Here is a 19,187-nt window from a genome sequence, read left to right on the forward strand (position 1 = left end):
AAAGTCCAGGCAGGGAAGTCTAATCTTTCCTGCCTTTTGAAAAAAAATATAAAATGAAAAGAATTATACTATTTATTACCTTAATTGTTGCTTTATCGTTTCAGGTTAAGGCACAAAAAGGGTTAAAAGAAGGGGATAAAGCTCCGGTTTTCAGCGCGATTGATCAAAACGGAAAAACCGTGAGTTTAAAAGATGCATTAAAGTTGCATCAAACGGTGGTGTTGTTTTTTTATCGTGGCCAGTGGTGCCCGTATTGTAATAAACACATCAAAGAACTTCAGGATTCTTTAAGCCTGCTTACTGCAAAAGATGCCTATGTTATTGGCGTTACGCCTGAAAGCAAAGAAAATATTGATAAAACCATTAAAAAGACCAATGCTGGTTTCTCGATTTTACAGGATAAAGACGATGAAATCATGAAAGCTTATGGCGTAAATTTTAAAATGGATGAGGCCACCTTTACTAAATATAAAGGTTACGGAATAGATCTGGAAACCAATAATGGCAATAACCGCCATACCTTACCGGTGCCGGCAACTTATGTTATCGATCGCTCAGGGAAAATTAAATATGTTCACTTCGATCCCAATTATCAAAAAAGGGCTTCAGTAAAATTGCTGCTGTCGAAACTTTAGCTGGATTGATAAAATTAATCGAATATGAAAAACACCCGGTTGCCTTAAGGAGCCGGGTGTTTTTGTTTGATATGCTTCTCTAATATTATTTTTTATAATTACAGCAGGTTATGCAAAGCTGCCTGTTTAGTATTTATTAACAGAAAATATGCAACTTAAGTGTTACTTTTGGAAAATACTTACCAAAAAATCCGATTCTATGGGTAGGTTAATAACCAAATAAACAGTTCCACTAACTATGGACAAAAAGAATATTCTGGATGAGAACATTTCTCTGCATAGTTTGTGGTGGGAGGCCGTGTGCCTGGGTGAAAAAGATGCTTTTCTTAATTTATACAAAAGCCTTTACAGAGGTTTAGCCGGATTTGGTCTGCGTGTTTGCAACGATTCAGAAATGGTTACCGATACTTTAAACCAGGTTTTCCTCGAAATCTGGGAAAAACATGACACCCTTCCCCGGGTAGAGCAGGTTGAATCGTACCTGCGTACCATTTTAAAGCGGAAGATTTTGAAGAAAATCGAACATGAGCAACGGCTAAATAAAGCCATTGCGATTATAGTGCGGGAAGATGAAGCGCTTTTAGAGATTCCTTATGAAGAACTGATTGTTAAAATTCAATCCGATGAGTTGGTAAAAGCCAGTTTACTTGCCGCTTTAGAAAAATTAACACCACAACAGCGAAAACTAATTCAATTGCGTTTTTATGATGGTTTAAGTTACGAAGAAGTGGCGAAAATAAGCCAGTTAACAGTTAGAACAGCCTATAACACCATTTATACCGCTTTAAAATACCTTCGTACCCACCTTAAATTTTAGCTTTTTCAAGCTATATTTTCATACTGTTTTAAAATAAATGAAAAAAAAGTAAAAAATACTTGGTAAAAATTTAACATTCGGAGCACTGGTATTAAAAGCGAGTGTAATGATTGACGGATATAATTACCCAGAAGATTTTTTAATGGATGATACCTTTAAGCAATATTGCGAAGGGAGTAACCAAAAATGTGTGCTTTTTTGGGAGGAATGGATTGCCAAACATCCTGAAAAACACAAAACCGTACATGCAGCCCGAAAATTATACCAGATTTTAAGTGGTGATTTAAAACCTGTTAATCAGCAGGTAGATTATCTTACTGAGCAATTATCACTTAAAATAAAAGTTAAGAGGTTTAAACCGAGCCATTATGCCATTGCAGCATCTATATTGGTTATTTTCCTTGCTGGACTTATTTATCTTAATTATTCCAAGCAGAATGAAGTGGCAAAATACACCCATAATTTTGTTGCAAAAAAGGGTGAAAAAAAGAAAATCACCTTGCCGGATGGTACTTTAGTATACCTTAATGGTGATAGTAAAATTGAACTTGGAGAAAACTTTGATCAAAAAGACAGGAATGTGAAATTAACAGGAGAAGCCTATTTTGATGTAAAACACAATGTGAAGAAACCTTTCCATGTACTGACAAAAGATTTTAGGATCACCGTACTGGGTACCGCTTTTAACGTTAAAAGTTATCAGAATGAAAGCGAATCGGCTGCAACCTTAGTTAGGGGAACGATTAAATTGGAAGATAATACCGGATTAAATAAGAATACCATTATCCTTAAAGCCGGACAAAAAATTACCTATCACCTATCAAATGATGAAATAAACCAAACGCCAGCATTAACAGAATCAGCAGATAAGTTCCCTAAAATTGAAGTCAACAACCTTACCGTAATGAACAAACAGGTGGTAGAGTCGGCATGGACAGAAAATAATATCATCTTTTTGAATAACAATTTTGAAGAAATAAAAGAAAGGCTTGAGCGGTGGTTTAATGTAACTATCGAATTTAAAGACAAGGAAGTAGCAGAATACATTTATACCGCGAATTTCAAAAACGAAGATATTTTAATGGTACTGCATACCCTGCAGGATGTAAAACATTTTAATTTTAAACAGAAAGGAGAACTCATTACGATAACCAAATAAGAACTAACCAAAATAAACCTGTATTAAAAGAAAAAGAGGGGATTGCGCTAACAATTCCCCTCTATAATTTTTTTTGATCTTCTTTTTTAATCTGAGGCTTCATCATAACAAGTGCGCAGCCTCAAATAAACCAACCAAAAACCAAAAATATGATTAAAATTTACATTAGTCAAGCCTCGCCGTGGCTCAGACTGCTTTCTAAAGTCATTATCCCAATGAAGATTGCATTTTTATTAGTATTTGTTACTTGTTTAAATGTTTCTGCCAAGGTTTTTTCGCAAGAAAAACTTTCACTTGATCTCAAAAACATCAAGCTCGAAAAAGCCCTGCAGATCATCGAAAAACAAAGTGGATACCGTTTTGTGTACAGTCCAACCGAAGGACCGTTTAATAAAGTAATCAGTATTAAAACCAGCCAGGCCTCATTAGAAGAGGTGATGCAAAGTTTACTTTCCGGAACCACCCTTAATTTTAGTGTGCAGCAAAACAACCTGATTACCATTTTGCAAACTGAACAAGCGGATCGGGATATTGTGGTGAAAGGGACGGTTACAGATAGTACGGGTGTAGGTCTTCCTGGGGTTACTGTAACCGTAAAAGGAGTAAAAGGGATAGGAATTTCTACGGATGGCGAGGGAAAATTTAGTTTAAAAGTGCCTGAGCATTCAACTTTGGTTTTCTCTCTAATTGGTTATGAAACAGTACAAAAACAAGCCGCGTCTTCTATAACTGTAATTTTAAAGTCTTTAGCTAACAGCCTGGATGAAGTGGTTGTACAGGCTTATGGTAAAACCACCAAAAGGAAATCTACAAGTGCCATTGCTACCCTTGATATGACGAATGTGGCTTCATTACCGGTACAATCAATTAATGATGCGGTGGCTGGAAGATTACCAGGCGTAATTATAACAACAGGCAGTGGTGCCCCGGGTACCAAAAGTAGCATTTCGATACGTGGGCAAAATCCAATTTTTGTAATTGATAATATCGTACGTTCTTCCAACGATTTTTCAAATTTAAACCCGAATGATATTGAAAGTTATTCGATTTTAAAAGATGCCGGCGCTACGGCACTATATGGTAATCAGGGGGCAAATGGGGTGGTACTGGTAACCACTAAACGTGGTGCAGAAGGGAAAGTAAATATTAATTATTCCTATAATCAGATCTTCTCTCAACCTACATTATTTCCAGAAAAAATTAGTTCTTATGATCAGGCAATTGCTTTAAACCGGTTGTATGCCGATGAAGGTAGAAGTCCTTTCCGTTCGGCCGCAGATTTAGAAAAATTACGTACCGGTTCAGACCCTTTTAATTTTCCGAATACCGATTGGCAAGCTTTAACCATGAAGAACTTTGCACCAGAAATGAGGCATGATTTATCGGTTACTTCAGGGACAAAAAAATTAACCTATTACGCCGGGCTTTCTTATTATGACCAGGGAAGTATTTTAAGAACCGATCAAAATTTTAATAAACGTACTACTTACCGTTTAAATACCACCAGCCAATTTGATAACCTTAATCTTAAAGTAACCGCAGGATTAGACGGTTTTATTGAAAACAATTCAGTACCGAGTGCGGGCTTTAATGGTGATGCCAATGCTGCATATTCAGCAATATACAGTCATATTCAAAACAGAGGGTCAGCTCAATTAGCTGTAAATGAATTTGGTTTGCCAACTACCCAGCCAGATAATCCCCTTAGAGAATTGGACCCAAAATCAGGATACATCAAAGGCTTAGCTAAAATTTTAAATGCGAATCTAGGAATGGAATATACTGCTCATTTTTTGGATGGTTTAAAATTTAAGGTTAATGGTACTTATACCACGTATAATAATGTGAGTAAAAACTGGAATTACCTTGCACCAGCTTATAACCTTAATAGTACAACACCTATTTATGGTAATGCACCGAGCTTAACAGTAGGACAGGGGCAAGGCAGTACCTTAACTTTACAAGGATATGTGCTTTACAGTAAAACTTTTGGAGATCATAGTATCGATTTTACCGGTGTTGCGGAGCGTCAGCAAGATGAAGCTTCTAATATTTCAGGGACAAGAAAAAACTATCAGATTATTTTTGACCAGCTGATCGCCGGGCCAGCGCTTGATCAATCGGTTGGTGGAGGAGAAACTGAAGCGGCAAGGGCTGCATTACTCGGAAGGTTAACCTACAGCTACAAATCAAGATATTCAATAGAAGGTTCGGTAAGAAGAGATGGTGATTATTTGTTCGTTCCTGGCAGGCAATGGGGTACATTTTATGCCGTTTCTGGCAACTATATCATTTCTGATGAAATATTCATGAAATCCTTAAAGGATAAGCATATTCTTGATTTTTTAAAGCTTAGGGGATCTTTTGGCGTTTTAGGTGATAAAAAGGATCCTGGAACAGGACGTGACATTTCAGCATTTCAATATATACCATCTTACAGTATAGATCCAACTGCATATGTAATTAATGGAAGTTTAGTACAGGGTACTTCCGAACCAGGGAGTTTGCCAAACAGTAGCTATTCGTGGCAAACGATAAGTAGCAGAGATGTTGCTTTAGAATTTGCTACTTTAAACAATAGGTTGAGCGGAACATTTGATTATTATTATACCCGTAGAACAGGTTATGTTACTGGCGATCCCCGTTTTTCGCAGACTTTAGGAATAGGATTACCACGAATTAATTTTACTGAAGGTGGCTTACGTACTGAGGGATTCGATTTTAATATTAACTGGGCAAGTGCTATCCGTGGTTTTACATATAAAATAGGCTTCAATTTTACCCGTTACAATTCTTTATGGGAGCGTAACCCTGGTGATGACGACGCCACTTTAAAAAATCCCTACACCAGAACAACAAATACTGCAGGTGGATATTTGCAAACGGGTTATTATAACGCTGGTTTTTATAACAATAACAGCGATCTGTTAACTGGTGCTCGCCGCATAAGTTCAACAAATGTAGTGGCAGGCGATCTCAGGTACCTGGATTTAAACGGCGACGGGCAATTAAATGCTGATGATCAAAGAAGAATTGGCAGCAATGCTTTTCCCCGTACCAATTACGGTATCACGATTGATTTGGGGTATAAAGGCTTCTCCTTTAATGCTGTTGTTCAGGGGGCGGGTAACCGCGATCGTTACCTCGGAAATGCGGTACAAGGTGGAGATCCTCAAAATCCACTGGCATATGCATTTCAATTAGATTATTGGCGACCTGATAATACCGACGCCCTTTTTCCTAGAGCAGTTAGTGCAACAACTGTAAATGGGGGTAACAATTTTACGGCCAGCGATTTCTGGTTGGTTAAGTCGAAATATGTACGCTTAAAATATGTACAGTTTGGTTACGATTTTAAACAGGGGCTGTTAAAAAAGACGCCATTCCAGCAATTACGCTTATTTGTTTCAGGAACCAATTTATTAACCTCATCCAATAGTACCGATTATTTTATCGATCCGGAATCAAACACCAATAATTACGATTATCCTATTCAGCGCACCTTCGCTCTGGGTTTAAATGTTGGTTTCTAATTTATTTAAAAGTCATGAAAAAAATTATATTAATAATCTGTTTTTTTACAGGCATACTGGCATTAAACTCTTGTAAAAAAGTATTAGATGCAGACCCACTCAGTTTAATCAGTCCAGAGGTAGTTTGGAGTAGTAAAGCCAATGCCGAAACCTTTGTTTTTGCAACCTATGGAATTATGAATGCGTATGCGAGCGGACCCGGACAGGATACTTATACCTCAAATATAGTAGCCGCTTATGGTACAGCATCAAATGCATTTCCTGTTTATACCGAAACATTAACCAACAGAAGCGATTATGGATTTGATAACTGGGCTGCGGTTCGCCGTTGCAATGTAATTATTAAAAACGTGGGCGAATCTGCCGGAATTGCTGATGCAGATAAAAAAGCGCTCATTGCGGAAGCCAAATTTTTAAGGGCTATGTCTTACTACAGTATAGCCAGAAAAACAGGTCGTATTGTATGGATAGACCGTGTTTTAACTGAAAATGATGATCTAAAATTGCCCAGCACGACAAATCCAACTGAAAGTTATAATTACATTATTAAAGATTTGGAAGATGCCGTAGTGGATATGCCCGCTACCAAACAGGCAGGCAGGGCCAATAAATATACTGCAGCAGCTTTCCTTACTGAAGTTTGTTTACAGGCTTTGGCTTATAAAAATTACCCTTCGGCACCAAACGTAACCGCAAACGATCCGCTGCTGGATAAAATTATTGCCAATGCGCAAACGGTAATTAATGGGGGTTATGGGCTCGAAACCGATTATGAAGGCATGTTTAACGAAACCAAAAGCACATCAGGTGAAATTATATTCGGTATTTACAGAAAGGCGATTAATACGGCCATTCAAGATACCCCGATGCAAAACATGGTGCCTAATATTAAACCAGAAACCATCAAGAATTTTGATGGCTCTCCATTGTTTAATAAACCCGTTCCGTTTGAGTGCTGGCCAGAGAATTTTCCTACACAAAACCTAACCGACGATTATTTAACCGTCGATAAAGCTGATCCGACTAAAGTTTTGCCCTGGAACCAAACCTCGCAGTACATCAATGCAGTGGATGAGAGCGTAAATGTGATCATCCCTTTTACCAAAACAGGCTTCCCCCATGATAAAACTGCTAAATTAAATAACGATATTTTAGTGAAAATGGGCCGTATCAAACCAGGAAGTACAGAAACCATTTGGACGCTGACAAATGAAAACCGCGACGCCAGATGGAAGGCATCCATTATCAGCGATTCTACACGATTTTATGGCGAACTACTTACCACAGGATTAAGAGGCAATTCTGGCAGGTTTTTAGGAACCATAAATGGCGGTGGCTATGATTGTACTTTAAGTAATATGTACTGGCGCAAAGGATTATATACCAATGTTTCTCCCTCATATCTAAACAGTGTAAGTACCGATTATCATTTTGTTTGTATGCGTTTGGGCAGGGTATATTTAAATTTAGCTGAAGCTTATTTATTAAAAGGCGATTTAGCAAATGCATTGATCAATTTAAACAAAACACGCGTAACACATGGTCAGTTGCCTCCTTCAACTGCAGGTAACTTAACCGATGCCTGGAAAGATTACAGAAGAGAACGTCGCGTTGAGCTTACAGAAGAAAATGACCGTTATTATAGCTTGTTACGCTGGGGCAGGTTTGGTGGAGATGCTAACGATGGCATTGCTGCCGGCGGTACTATAAAAGAATTAACCGAACCCATCCGGGTAATGGATGTGTCGAAAGACCGTAAATCATTTTCGATTGTAACAGGTCCATTCGGCAATCAGTATAACGACAGGAAATTCGATCCTTCAAGAAGATATTTATTTCCTATAGGACAAAATTTAATTGATAACAACGCCAAATTTGGTCCGCAAAATCCAGGATGGTAACGCTAAAAAATCAAATCATGAAAATCAAAATAAAACACATATCTCTTCTGATGATGTTAATATCATTGGCTTTATTTTCCTCTTGTTTAAAAAAGGATCTTAAAGACTATCCGCTCTTTGATGCCAATGAAATTACATTGGTAAATGCTGAGTACCGTTTTAATGGTACAGCTACAATGAATGGACAGCCGGTTGTTGCCTATCAAAAGTTAACAGTTACCCAAACCGTTGATAAAACAAATTCTATAATCAATGTGGTTATTGCGGTGCCTGCAACAAATGGGCAGTTTACGGCTGCAGAAAAAGCCAAAGTAGTACAAACTAAACTCTGGCTTTATTTTAATATCTCTACAGCAGCAAGCATTTCACCCACCGGTGGAACCCCTGCGCTGGGCGATCCTACTGATGCTACAAAACCTTTAAAATATGTAGTAACCGCTGCAAACGGTGCAAGTAGGGTATGGACCGTAAATGTAACCTCGTTTACAAATAATTAATATGGAGCTGGTTATTTTAGAGCCGTTAAGTTTTAACGGCTCTTTTTGTAAACCGGGTTCACAATCAAATGGATATGTTAAAATCAAAAATCATTACCCTTATTTTGTGCTGTTGTCTGTTATTCCAATTGCAGGCACAAGTATATCAGGTCAATATTAACGATGCTGCTCCTAAACAAAATACCCTTATTCCAATGTCGGGCATAAATCCGGCAGGCACAAGGCTTGGGGTAAACAATCAATATTTTACCAAAAACGGTAAACCCTGGTTTCCAATAATGGGCGAAATGCACTATAACCGTGTGCTTCCTGAAAATTGGGAAACTGAAATTTTAAAAATGAAAAGCGGAGGTTTATCTATCGTGGCCACCTACGTTTTTTGGAACGAACACGAAACAGCAAAAGGAATTTGGGATTGGAAAGGCAATAGAGATATGAACAGGTTTATCAAACTTTGCCAAAAACATGGCATGTATGTTTGGTTACGCATTGGCCCCTGGAGCCATGGAGAACAGTTGCATGGTGGTTTTCCCGATTGGATACAAAAACTAAAAGGGCATCGATCCGACGATCCGGAGTATTTAAAAGAAGCTACGAAACTCTACAACCAGATAAGCCAGCAAACCAAAGGGTTGTTTTTTGCCCAAGGTGGGCCAATTATAGGCGTACAGTTAGAAAATGAATACGATTTTAACAGGCCAACCCATATTGGTACACTTAAAAAAATGGCACTCGCCAACAATATTACCCCTGTTTATTTCAGCATAACAGGAAATAGCACATTTAACGATAAAATAGCCGAGGCAATTCCTTTGCAGGGTGCTTATGCTTACCGGGGTTGGGAACGTGCTGGCGGGGTGGCCACCAAAGATTTTCTTTACGCCAACGACCAATGGATTATGACCGATGCTTTGGGAAAGGTTTATTACGATGTAACTAAATTTCCTAAAGGCTTATGCGAACAGGGTGCTGGTAGCCAAATGATGTATAGAAACCGCTTTGTGGTTGAACCAGAAGTAGTAGAAGCGCACTTGCAGAATCAAATTGGTCGCGGAATGAATTTAGTTGGTTATTATATGTTTACCGGCGGTACACAAACGCCAGGTTTAAAAGAACCCGGATTACCCGAAAGTTACGATTTCCAAGCACCTATAAGCGAGTTTGGTTTTTTGCGCCCCTCTTATAAACATTTAAAGGTATTGCACACTTTTGTTAACGATTTCGGCTCAGAACTTGCAACCATGCAGGTTTATGAGCCTGAAAACCCCATACGCGACGAAAAGAATACCAAAGATTTACGGTATATCGCAAGGGCAAGCGGAAATAGTGGCTTTCTGTTTTTGGGCAATACACAGGTGCGCATTACCATGCCCGATAAAACGGTTACCATGCAGGTAAACTTACCAAACGAAACCATTACTTACCCGGCAATATTACTCAAAGGGCAAACTACGGCCATTTTACCTTTTAACTTAAAAGTAGGCTCAGCTTTAATTAAATATGCAACCGCACAGCCTTTTGCCAAATTAGTAAACGGTAAAAACATTACGGTGTTTTTTAAATTGCTTAGCGGTGTTAAACCACAACTGGCTTTAGATAGCCGAACAGTGAAAGATAAAGACATTATCGGTTGGAAAAACAAACAATCTGGCGATCAATTGCAGTTAGAGACTATTAACAGTAACGATTGCAGTTTTACAGATGTAGAGGGTAATTTGATCAGGATTATTTTTATCAGCCCTGAGCAAGCTCAAAATGCATGGCGGATAAAGTTGAAAGGTAAAGACGCACTACTCCTTACCCAGGCCGATGTTATAACAGCATCAGATAAACTTACGCTGCAACAGGTAAATAAACCGATGTTTGATTTAAAGGTGTATCCAAAAGGATTAAATGCATTTAAAGGTAATCAAGTAAAATCTTCGCAAACACTTTTTGATATTTACCAATGGCAAACACCAACCTATGCAACTAAAATACCGGTAAATTATCCTACCAATAAAACAGCAGAAATCACTTTACCTGTTACCTTACCGAAAAATGTAAATGATGTAGTATTAAACGTAGATTACCGGGGCGATGCCTGCGATCTGATTCAGCAACAGGCCATTAAAACCGATAACCTGTTTAATGGAGAAACCTGGCAAATTGGTTTGAAAAGGTTTTTAGGTCGGGGCAAACTTAACCTGAATTTAAAAGACTGGAATGATCAAACCACAGGCGTTCCGGCTGAGTTGGTACAGGAAATTAAAGCGAAAGGAACTGGTTTTAAATCGATAAAAGCGCTTCCACAATACCAAACTGTGATTCATTTAAATTAGCTTTATAACCTTTACAGGTTGCAAAAACCTGTAAAGGTTGAATGCTTTATAATACCATCATGAAAAAATATTTTATTGCTTTATTATTGTGTTTTGCTTATCAGCTCCATGCCCAAACCATCGATGTAAGCGAATTTGGTGCTAAAGCAAACAGTTTTGCCGATGCTACTGCCAGTGTACAAAAAGCCATTGAGGTTACAAAAGGACAACCGAAATCTGTGCTCAATTTTCCTAAAGGAAGATACGATTTTTGGCCCGATAGCGCTACTGAAACCCATTATTACATCTCCAATTCTTCATCAGAAATAGAATTTCCGGTAAAAAAACAAAAGGTTGGTTTATACTTAAAAGATTTAAAAAATGTAACCATCGAAGGCAATGGATCGGTTTTTGTTTTTCATGGAAAAATGATCACCTGGGTGATCGATGGCAGCGAGAATATCCGGCTGCAAAATTTTTCGGTTAATTATGAGCGCCCGGGCATGTCGGAAATGACGTTGGAAAACATCACAACAACCTCAGTTACAGCCAGTATTCATCCCGATAGTAAATTTGCCATTATTGGCGGACGTTTGGAGTGGTATGGTGAAAAATGGATCACCAAAAACCATCATGCAGTATTGTTTAAACCATCTCAGGGTACCTTATGGTATAGCGGCTGGGAGGCTTTTGAGAAAAGCAAAGCAGAAAAAACCGGGCCGCTTAAAGTGAAATTTACAGGCGATTTTTCCAAATTTAAAGCGCAACCTGGCGATATTTTAACCATCAGAGACCGTTACCGCGATTATGTAGGGGCATTTAACAACCGATCTAAAAATATCAGCCTGTACAACATCAATATGTTTTCCATGCATGGTTTGGGCATTGTATCTCAGTTTTCCGAAAATCTCAGTTATGACCGTGTAATTGTAGCACCGGAGCCGGGCAGCGGCCGCGTAATTGCTTCATCAGCCGATGGAATGCACTTTTCAGGCTGTAAAGGACAGATTACCATTAACAATTGCAGGTTTAACGGCTTACACGATGATCCCGTTAACGTACATGGTACGCATTTAAAAGTAAGCGAAATTTTATCACCTAATACTTTAAAATTGAAATTTATGCATCACCAGAGTTATGGTTTTGCTGCATTTATACCTGGTGATACCGTTGCTTACCTGCATAGCGCTGCATTGCAGATTTATGCGCAGGGAATAATCAAAACCGCGAAATTAATTTCGGAAAGAGAAATGCTCGTAGAAATGGATAAACCTTTTTCTGCTGAATTAAAGGTAGGTGATGCCCTGGAAAATGTAACCTGGACACCAGCAGTAAAAATTACAAATTCAAGGTTCGAGGGGACCATATCAAGAGGCACATTGATTACCACCCGACGTAAGGTTTTAATAGAAAACAATGTGTATTACCGCACTGGCATGCACGCCATCCTGATTGAAAATGATGCCATGGGCTGGTACGAATCCGGTCCGGTAACCGATGTAACCATCCGTAACAACCAGTTTATTGAGTGCGGCTTTAACAGTGCTCCCGATGGCTATGCCATTAAAATCAATCCCGAAAACCGCGAACTGGTGAAAAATTATTATGTACACCGGAATATTAAAATAGAAAATAATACTTTCAAATTGTATGATTATCCGATATTATCGGCAAAAAGTACAAGCGGACTCACTTTTATCAATAATAAGATCGAAAAATCAGATTTTATGCCTTCAGGAAAGCCCCGGCCTGCATTGAACTTTTTGGCCTGTACAGGTGTGCTGATCAGAGGCAATAAGTTTAGTGCCGAAAAACCGCAAATACAGTTGAAAGAAATGGTAAAAAGTGATATTAAATCAGATATTAAGGAATAAGGTATCTTCAGTTTTTTGGAAATGAAAGGACGGTTATTCGTAGGGGGATGCAGGCCTGTTTGAGAAAGTGAACCGTAAACGCATAAAATTTGAAGAAAAGAAATGTTTTGCGCTCCAATAGAATTGGTCGTTTCTTAATAAGGAAATGAGCAGCTTGTGCTTCTTGGCAGCTTTAGTCCCGCTTTACGCTTTATCCCGATAGATCCCGATGAAAAATCGGGACGGGATGTTCGCTACAATCGGGTTTAGGAATAAAGGCTTATGCACCCGGCCACCGTAAAAATAAAACGCTGTATTGGCCATTTAGCCCCGGGTGAAGTGTTACCCTGCAGGGCTGCGAAGCAAAGCCCGAAGTGTAAAAGCGTAACACGGGAACCGAGTTAGTTTGATGCAGTGGTTCTGCGCTTCAAAAAATAAAATTTCTGATTAATTGGTTTATGCAATTCACAGTGAAACATAAACCACTTCTTCTAAGGTTGTTGGCTCACCAACCTTTTTTAATTAAATTACCTGCGTTCTCCAATCTGTTGGCGCCACATGGAATAATACAGACCCTTTTTTTCGAGCAGTTCGTTGTGACTGCCCGTTTCAGATACTTTCCCCTTTTCCAGCACATAAATTTTATCGGCATGCATAATGGTGGATAGGCGGTGGGCAATCAAGATGGTCATTTGTTCCCTTCTGTCGGAAATTTCTCTTATCGTTGCCGATATTTCTTCTTCAGTAAGCGAATCGAGTGCCGAAGTGGCTTCATCAAAAATCAGTAGCCTTGGTTTTCTTAAAAGAGCCCTTGCAATCGAAATCCGTTGTTTTTCACCTCCCGATAATTTCATTCCATTTTCACCCAGTACCGTATCTATTCCCTGCGCAGCCTTAGCAATCAGCGCTGTGGCCGATGCCTTACGCAAAGCCTCAACAATATCTTCTTCACTTGCGGTAGGGTTAACAAAACGCATATTATCCCTGATTGATCCTGCATAAAGTTGCGTATCCTGTGTTACAAAGCCTATCTGCCGGCGTAAAGGATTGTACCTGATTCGCTTAGAACTGGTTTCGTTAAACAAAATTTCTCCTTCAACAGGGAGGTAAAGTCCCACCAGCAATTTAACAAGAGTAGATTTACCCGAACCCGAAGGCCCTACAAAGGCCACTGTTTCTCCATTTTTAATTTCGAAAGAAATATCGTCAATGGCATTATAACCCGCAGTTTTGTGCCTGAAAATTACATTTTTAAATTCAAGCCGGTTAAGCGCGTCAATTTCTATTGCATTTTCCGGACGGGTTTCCACAGATTTTTGCATCAATGTATCAAAAGTTTTTAATGATGCATCCGCCTCGCGGTATAAAATAATCATGTTACCAAGATCTTGTAAAGGCGTAAAAATAGCGGTTGAAATAAACTGCATGGCAATTAACTCTCCCGTACTCAATATTTTTCTGAAGATGAGCCAAAGCAGGATAAACAGTACAGATTGTTTTAATAAATTGAGCAAATTGCCTTGCAGAAAGGATAACATACTTACCTTTCTGGCCTTTAACATTTCGAGATCGAAAATTTTCAAAGTTTGTACATTCAGCCTCCTGATTTCTGCAAAGGTGAGGCCTAAACTTTTTACCAGTTCAATATTTCGCAGGCTTTCGGTAATAACGCCGGCTTGTTTATCTGCCTGTCGGTTAATAGAACGCTGGATGGCCTTGATTTTTTTAGAGAGTAATCCGGTTAACGATCCCAGAACCAGCACCCCAATAAAAAATACGGGCACCAGCAACCAGTTTTTGTTCAGGCTGTACCACAATAAAAATCCAATACCCACCAGCGACGAAAAAAGGATATTGATAAAAGCATTGATAAAACGTTCGGCATCGGTTTTTACTTTTTGCAGTACCGATAAGGTCGTTCCGCTGCGGCTTTCTTCAAATTCCTGAAAAGACAAGCGTAAGGTTTGTTTTAAACCATCGTTAAAAATATGCATGCCAAAACGGGCTACTGCTTTACGCGTGGTAAATTCTTGTATGGAGCGGCAGAGCCTGGCCACCAGCGCAATGGCAAGCGCAATAAGCAACCAATATAAAACTTCGCTAATCAGCTGCTTTTCATTTAAATGGTGTTTATTAGTCGAATAATTATCGATAATCTTACCAAAAATAATCGGATCCAGCAGGCTTAAAAGCTGTGCTGCAGCGGCCAGCAAAAGTGAAAATATAATGAGTTTTTGATGTGGTTTGAGGTATTTTAAAAGTATTTTCATTTTCAGGAGGATAGCAGGTAAAATTGGCTATTAATAAACGTGAACAAACAATAATAGTTTCGATAAGATTGCTTTGTATTTCTTTTACTCCCTACATAATAATTAAGTTTGTAAGAATACACCAACAGATGCTTTTTCATTTTAAAGATAAATTTCCGCAATTAAGTCCTTATTGGGACAGGTATCTAGGATTTCAGGAGCGGATTGAAGTTCCTGCTAAAACCATTTTATTGAAAGAAGGGAAAATATCGCAGCACTATTATTTTGTCGAAAAAGGCTGTGTCCGTGCTTCGTTAAATAAACAGGGAGATGATAAAACTGTACAGTTTTTCTTCGAAAACGAGGGCCTTACTTCTCTGGAAAGTTTTTTAAAGAATACCCCCAGTCTTTTTACCATCGAAACGGTAGAACCTTCTGTTATTTATCTTTTGCATAAAACAAAGGTACATGCATTAATGGCCGAACTGCGTGAGGTACCTGGATTTTCAGATATAATTTTAAATATCCTGGCCGAACGGCAAATGCATTACATGAATGAGTTTGTTTCCTTTATCAGGGATACGCCTGAAGAACGTTATCAGAAGCTTTTACAAGAAAGGCCACATATTGCTCAGCGCGTTCCCCAGCATTATATTGCCTCTTATTTAGGCGTAACCCGTGTACACCTAAGTCGAATAAAAAGCGCCCTGCTTAAAAAAAATAATCGGTAACAAATGTTATCGTTCAGCATTACGGCCAAATCTAACTTTGTATCAACAAAATACAAAAAAGATGAAAGCAGCAGTAATATATCAAAAAGGGGAATTGCCCCAATATGTAGATTTTGAAGAACCAACAGCACAAAACGAGCACGAAATACTGGTGAACGTAAAGGCCGTAGCCATTAAACATTTCGATAAAGGAAGAGCAGCAGGTACGCATTACTCGAGTGATGCACCGAAAACAACTGGTGCGGTGATTGGAGGTGATGGTGTATGCCTGCTTGAAGATGGTACCAGGGTTTATGGGATGGGTATAAGTGGAACGTTGGCCGAAAAGGCTATTATTAATAAGCAAAGAATGGTGAAATTGCCGGAAGGGTTAAGCGACTCTACTGCGGCAGCATTAGCCAATGCCGTAATCGGTTCGGCCATGGCTTTAAGGTTTAAGGCCATTGTTCAGCAGGGAGATGTAGTATTAATTAATGGTGCAACAGGTTTTACGGGAATGGTAGCCGTGCAGATTGCGAAACATTACGGCGCCTCAAAAGTAATTGCAACGGGCAGGAATGTGCAATCGCTCCAAAATTTGTTAACAATTGGTGCTGACGAAATTATTGCGGTTACCGGAGATGATGAGCAATTTTTGCAACTTGTGAAACAAAGCCAGCATGAAAAACCGATAAATGTAATGATCGACTATCTCTGGGGACGTACAGCCGAATTGTTATTATCCAGTTTAATGGGCCAGGGCTCGTTCACCAATAAAGTCAGATTTGTTTCTGTAGGCAGTATGGCTGGCGATCTAATCCAATTATCGGCTGCCAATTTAAGAAGTGTAGATCTTCAGCTCACTGGTTCAGGCCTGGGCAGTTGGAGTAAACAACAGGTAGGGCAGCTATTCTCTGAAATATTGCCCGAAATGTTTCAGCTTGCTGCAGATCATAAACTGAAAGTAGAAACCATAGAGGTAAAACTCGAAAATATCGCCAGTCTTTGGAACCTGAACGTTTCAAATGGCAAACGTTTGGTGGTAACGATATAAAAAGAATTTATCGTTGGTCAGGATCTGTGATCTTGACCTGCTGTTCTACGGATTTTCAATCCGCATCTTGATTCATATGTTTTAAGGATTGCAAAAATTTAGCCTCTAAATGCGGATTATAAACCCCGACTAGCACAGCGATTTACCTCTGTCAGAAATTTTGTAATCCATCACCGGAGCCTGGAACAATACCTTTCTGTTTCATTTTGGAAAGGAATAATTTGAGTTTTAATTTTTCATTATCAAAATTGAATGACTTCCCATTTTCATTCAAAAGTTCTCCACCCAATCTTTTCTGGCAATATTTTGCAGCATTTACCATAATTTCAAATATATTTTCTGGATCTACACTTCGGGCTATAGAAAAACCAAAAATAAGATCGTTGGGATTCATGTTTCCAGATTTAACTTTCTCTGGCAAGAAATAATTTGGTGCCGTAGATGTCCATACACTAAAATGTTCATCTCCACCATAATCATGCGTATTGACCCAATGAAATAGGTCACCATCTCCCCAACTTAGTCCAACGCTTTGTAAAGCATCCCAGGCTGCTGCTCCTTTAAAAGATTGCTTCGCCCGAAGGATTATAATTGCATCTAAATTGAATTCTTGATTTAGTTGAACTATTTTTTTTGCTTTGATAATTGCATTCGCTATAGTCTCTGTCTTTTCGATTAAAAGTTTCTCATGAAACTTTTCCGCTCGTTTCTGTAATTCTGTTAGGTAACCCTCTAATTTTTTCGGGTCGTAATCAGGCGTTTCAGTATTGTAGGTGTTCAAAAGGTTAATTGCAATTTCAATTTTATCGAAAGTATCTGGGGAGTCGCCAGCATCCGCAAAAGTCCATTCATGATTTTTTATCAAATAACCATATATGGTAGATTCGTACTTTGTTCTCCATTCATAATCAAATAGTTCTGTAATGTCTTTCTGTTTAAAGTCCCCACCGTTTACTTTTGTCAACTTGATGATCCATTCGCGTTTAGGATCAGCCTTATAACCTGCGTTTTTAACCTTAGTACTTTTGGTTGGAAATAGTAGTTTTGTTGTATCAAGAATGTGTGATGCATCTTCGGAAACTGCATCCAGATTTGAGTCTTTTACCCGCTTGTTACTTTCCATTTCAGTAGCAATAAAATATTTGTCAGAATCTTCATTACTTTTTTTGCCTGTTATGAAGTAAGCCAAAATGCTTAGAAAAATGATAGCTAAGGCAATAAATAGCACCGTTCTTTTCATTGTTTATTTCCGTGTAAAATCATCCATCAGTTTCATCGTAATCAACGCATCTTCGCCACTGCAGGGGTTTAGCCCGTTATCCAAAAAATAATCAACCACTTTTTCAATCATGGGTTGTTGCACATGTTCTAACGGATCAAATATATACTCATCAGTTCGGTTTGTGGTTACTGTAATTTTATTTCCAAACATAGGGAAACTGATTTTCCCTTTTGAGCCATATATTACACAGTTATCAGCCTGATCTTCCGGAGCAACTGAGAAACACCAGGTTCCGCTGAAAACAATACCATTTTCGAACAGGATATTACCCGCAACCAGGTCATCAACTTCGGTGTTTTGCTGTTGCCTGGTCGCAATGCCTGCAGCATTTTTAACAGGGCCGAAATAGTAAGTCATCAGGTCTAACTGATGCGGTGCCAGATCATGAAACAAACCACCACCAGAAATTGCCGGATTAATCCGCCAGTTATCTTCGGTTTTCGCAATCAACGCAGGGTTCGGTGGCTGGAGCATTTTTAACCTTACCAAACGGATTTCGCCAATTGTATTTTCTGCCAATAGTGCTTTAACTTTCAGGAACATGGGTTGTGCGCGGCGATAATGCGCTACACAAAGCTTTACATGGAGTTGGTTTGCAGCATCAGTCATACGTTGGGCTGCTGCTGCATCTAAAGTCATTGGTTTTTCTACATATACAGGTTTGCCGGCCTTTAGCGCTTCAAGCGTATAGGCTTCGTGTTGTAGGGGAGGTGTGGCAATATAAATGGCATTTACTTCCGGGTCGTTAATCAGTTCAGAAGCATCACTGTACCATTTTGATACCGCGTGCCTTTTTGCATAATCGGCAGCTTTCGCACCATCACGGCGCATCACAGCCACTAATTTTGAATTGGCAACTTTATTAAATGCTGGTCCGCTTTTTACCTCCGTTACATCACCACAGCCAATAATGCCCCATCTGATTTCTTCCATTATAAAATTGATTTTAAAAGGTTGAATTTAGAAAATATTGACCGAAAGCCATTATAAAAAAAAGAAAAGGGACTCAATTTGAGATTGATCCCTTATCAACTAACCAAACAAATGAATTCCGGAAACCACGCCGGAATTATAGTATAAACGCAATTACAAGCACATTGTTTTAGATCAGGAATAATTTTATATCAATTATTTGATTGCATGAGCTAAAATTCGGTTGGAAATTACAAGGTGCTTTTTTTACATTTGACTATCTGA

13 protein-coding genes are annotated in these 19,187 nt (G+C 38.8%); 10 read left to right on the forward strand and 3 right to left on the reverse strand.

Features of this window, described 5'->3' with window-relative positions:
* Window positions 1-53: 53 nt before the first annotated feature.
* From R2R28_RS02370 to R2R28_RS02405, 8 genes are all read left to right on the forward strand, one after another.
* Window positions 54-635 carry a peroxiredoxin family protein gene (locus tag R2R28_RS02370; RefSeq protein ID WP_316824102.1) on the forward strand — a complete coding sequence of 194 codons (582 nt, stop codon included), beginning with the start codon at window positions 54-56 and terminating at the stop codon, window positions 633-635.
* Between the two features lie 238 nt (window positions 636-873).
* The gene (locus R2R28_RS02375) at window positions 874-1,452 is read left to right on the forward strand and encodes an RNA polymerase sigma factor (RefSeq protein WP_316824103.1); all 579 of its coding nucleotides are present in this window, start codon (window positions 874-876) and stop codon (window positions 1,450-1,452) included.
* 106 nt (window positions 1,453-1,558) lie between these two features.
* Complete coding sequence (locus R2R28_RS02380; RefSeq protein ID WP_316824104.1) at window positions 1,559-2,611, forward strand: FecR family protein; 1,053 nt, start codon at window positions 1,559-1,561, stop codon at window positions 2,609-2,611.
* A gap of 149 nt (window positions 2,612-2,760) precedes the next feature.
* Window positions 2,761-6,144, forward strand: a complete 3,384-nt coding sequence (locus R2R28_RS02385) for a TonB-dependent receptor (RefSeq protein WP_316824105.1) — start codon at window positions 2,761-2,763, stop codon at window positions 6,142-6,144.
* A gap of 14 nt (window positions 6,145-6,158) precedes the next feature.
* Window positions 6,159-8,045 (forward strand): RagB/SusD family nutrient uptake outer membrane protein, encoded by a 1,887-nt coding sequence (locus R2R28_RS02390; RefSeq protein WP_316824106.1) that lies wholly within the window; start codon window positions 6,159-6,161, stop codon window positions 8,043-8,045.
* Window positions 8,046-8,062: 17 nt separating this feature from the next.
* Window positions 8,063-8,542, forward strand: coding sequence for a DUF5018-related domain-containing protein (locus R2R28_RS02395; protein ID WP_316824107.1), 480 nt, complete (start codon window positions 8,063-8,065; stop codon window positions 8,540-8,542).
* A 74-nt stretch (window positions 8,543-8,616) separates the two neighbouring features.
* A complete protein-coding gene (locus R2R28_RS02400; protein ID WP_316824108.1) occupies window positions 8,617-10,863 on the forward strand; it encodes a beta-galactosidase in 2,247 nt (748 codons plus the stop codon).
* Between the two features lie 59 nt (window positions 10,864-10,922).
* Window positions 10,923-12,716: a right-handed parallel beta-helix repeat-containing protein gene (locus R2R28_RS02405; protein ID WP_316824109.1), complete on the forward strand. Its 1,794-nt coding sequence runs from the start codon at window positions 10,923-10,925 to the stop codon at window positions 12,714-12,716.
* Window positions 12,717-13,222: 506 nt separating this feature from the next.
* Here R2R28_RS02405 and R2R28_RS02410 read toward each other — a convergent pair.
* Window positions 13,223-14,965 carry an ABC transporter ATP-binding protein gene (locus tag R2R28_RS02410; RefSeq protein WP_316824110.1) on the reverse strand — a complete coding sequence of 581 codons (1,743 nt, stop codon included), beginning with the start codon at window positions 14,963-14,965 and terminating at the stop codon, window positions 13,223-13,225.
* Window positions 14,966-15,093: 128 nt separating this feature from the next.
* On the opposite strand from R2R28_RS02410, the gene R2R28_RS02415 reads away from it, so the two are divergent.
* Window positions 15,094-15,675, forward strand: a complete 582-nt coding sequence (locus R2R28_RS02415) for a Crp/Fnr family transcriptional regulator (protein WP_316824111.1) — start codon at window positions 15,094-15,096, stop codon at window positions 15,673-15,675.
* A gap of 61 nt (window positions 15,676-15,736) precedes the next feature.
* Window positions 15,737-16,708, forward strand: coding sequence for a zinc-binding alcohol dehydrogenase family protein (locus tag R2R28_RS02420; protein ID WP_316824112.1), 972 nt, complete (start codon window positions 15,737-15,739; stop codon window positions 16,706-16,708).
* Window positions 16,709-16,859: 151 nt separating this feature from the next.
* Here R2R28_RS02420 and R2R28_RS02425 read toward each other — a convergent pair whose 3' ends face one another.
* Window positions 16,860-17,948, reverse strand: coding sequence for a cell division protein ZipA C-terminal FtsZ-binding domain-containing protein (locus R2R28_RS02425; protein WP_316824113.1), 1,089 nt, complete (start codon window positions 17,946-17,948; stop codon window positions 16,860-16,862).
* 3 nt (window positions 17,949-17,951) lie between these two features.
* Window positions 17,952-18,923, reverse strand: a complete 972-nt coding sequence (locus tag R2R28_RS02430; protein ID WP_316824114.1) for a Gfo/Idh/MocA family oxidoreductase — start codon at window positions 18,921-18,923, stop codon at window positions 17,952-17,954.
* Window positions 18,924-19,187: the final 264 nt, after the last annotated feature.

The sequence above is a fragment of the Pedobacter miscanthi genome, from assembly GCF_032678605.1.
Lineage (GTDB): Bacteria > Bacteroidota > Bacteroidia > Sphingobacteriales > Sphingobacteriaceae > Pedobacter > Pedobacter miscanthi_A.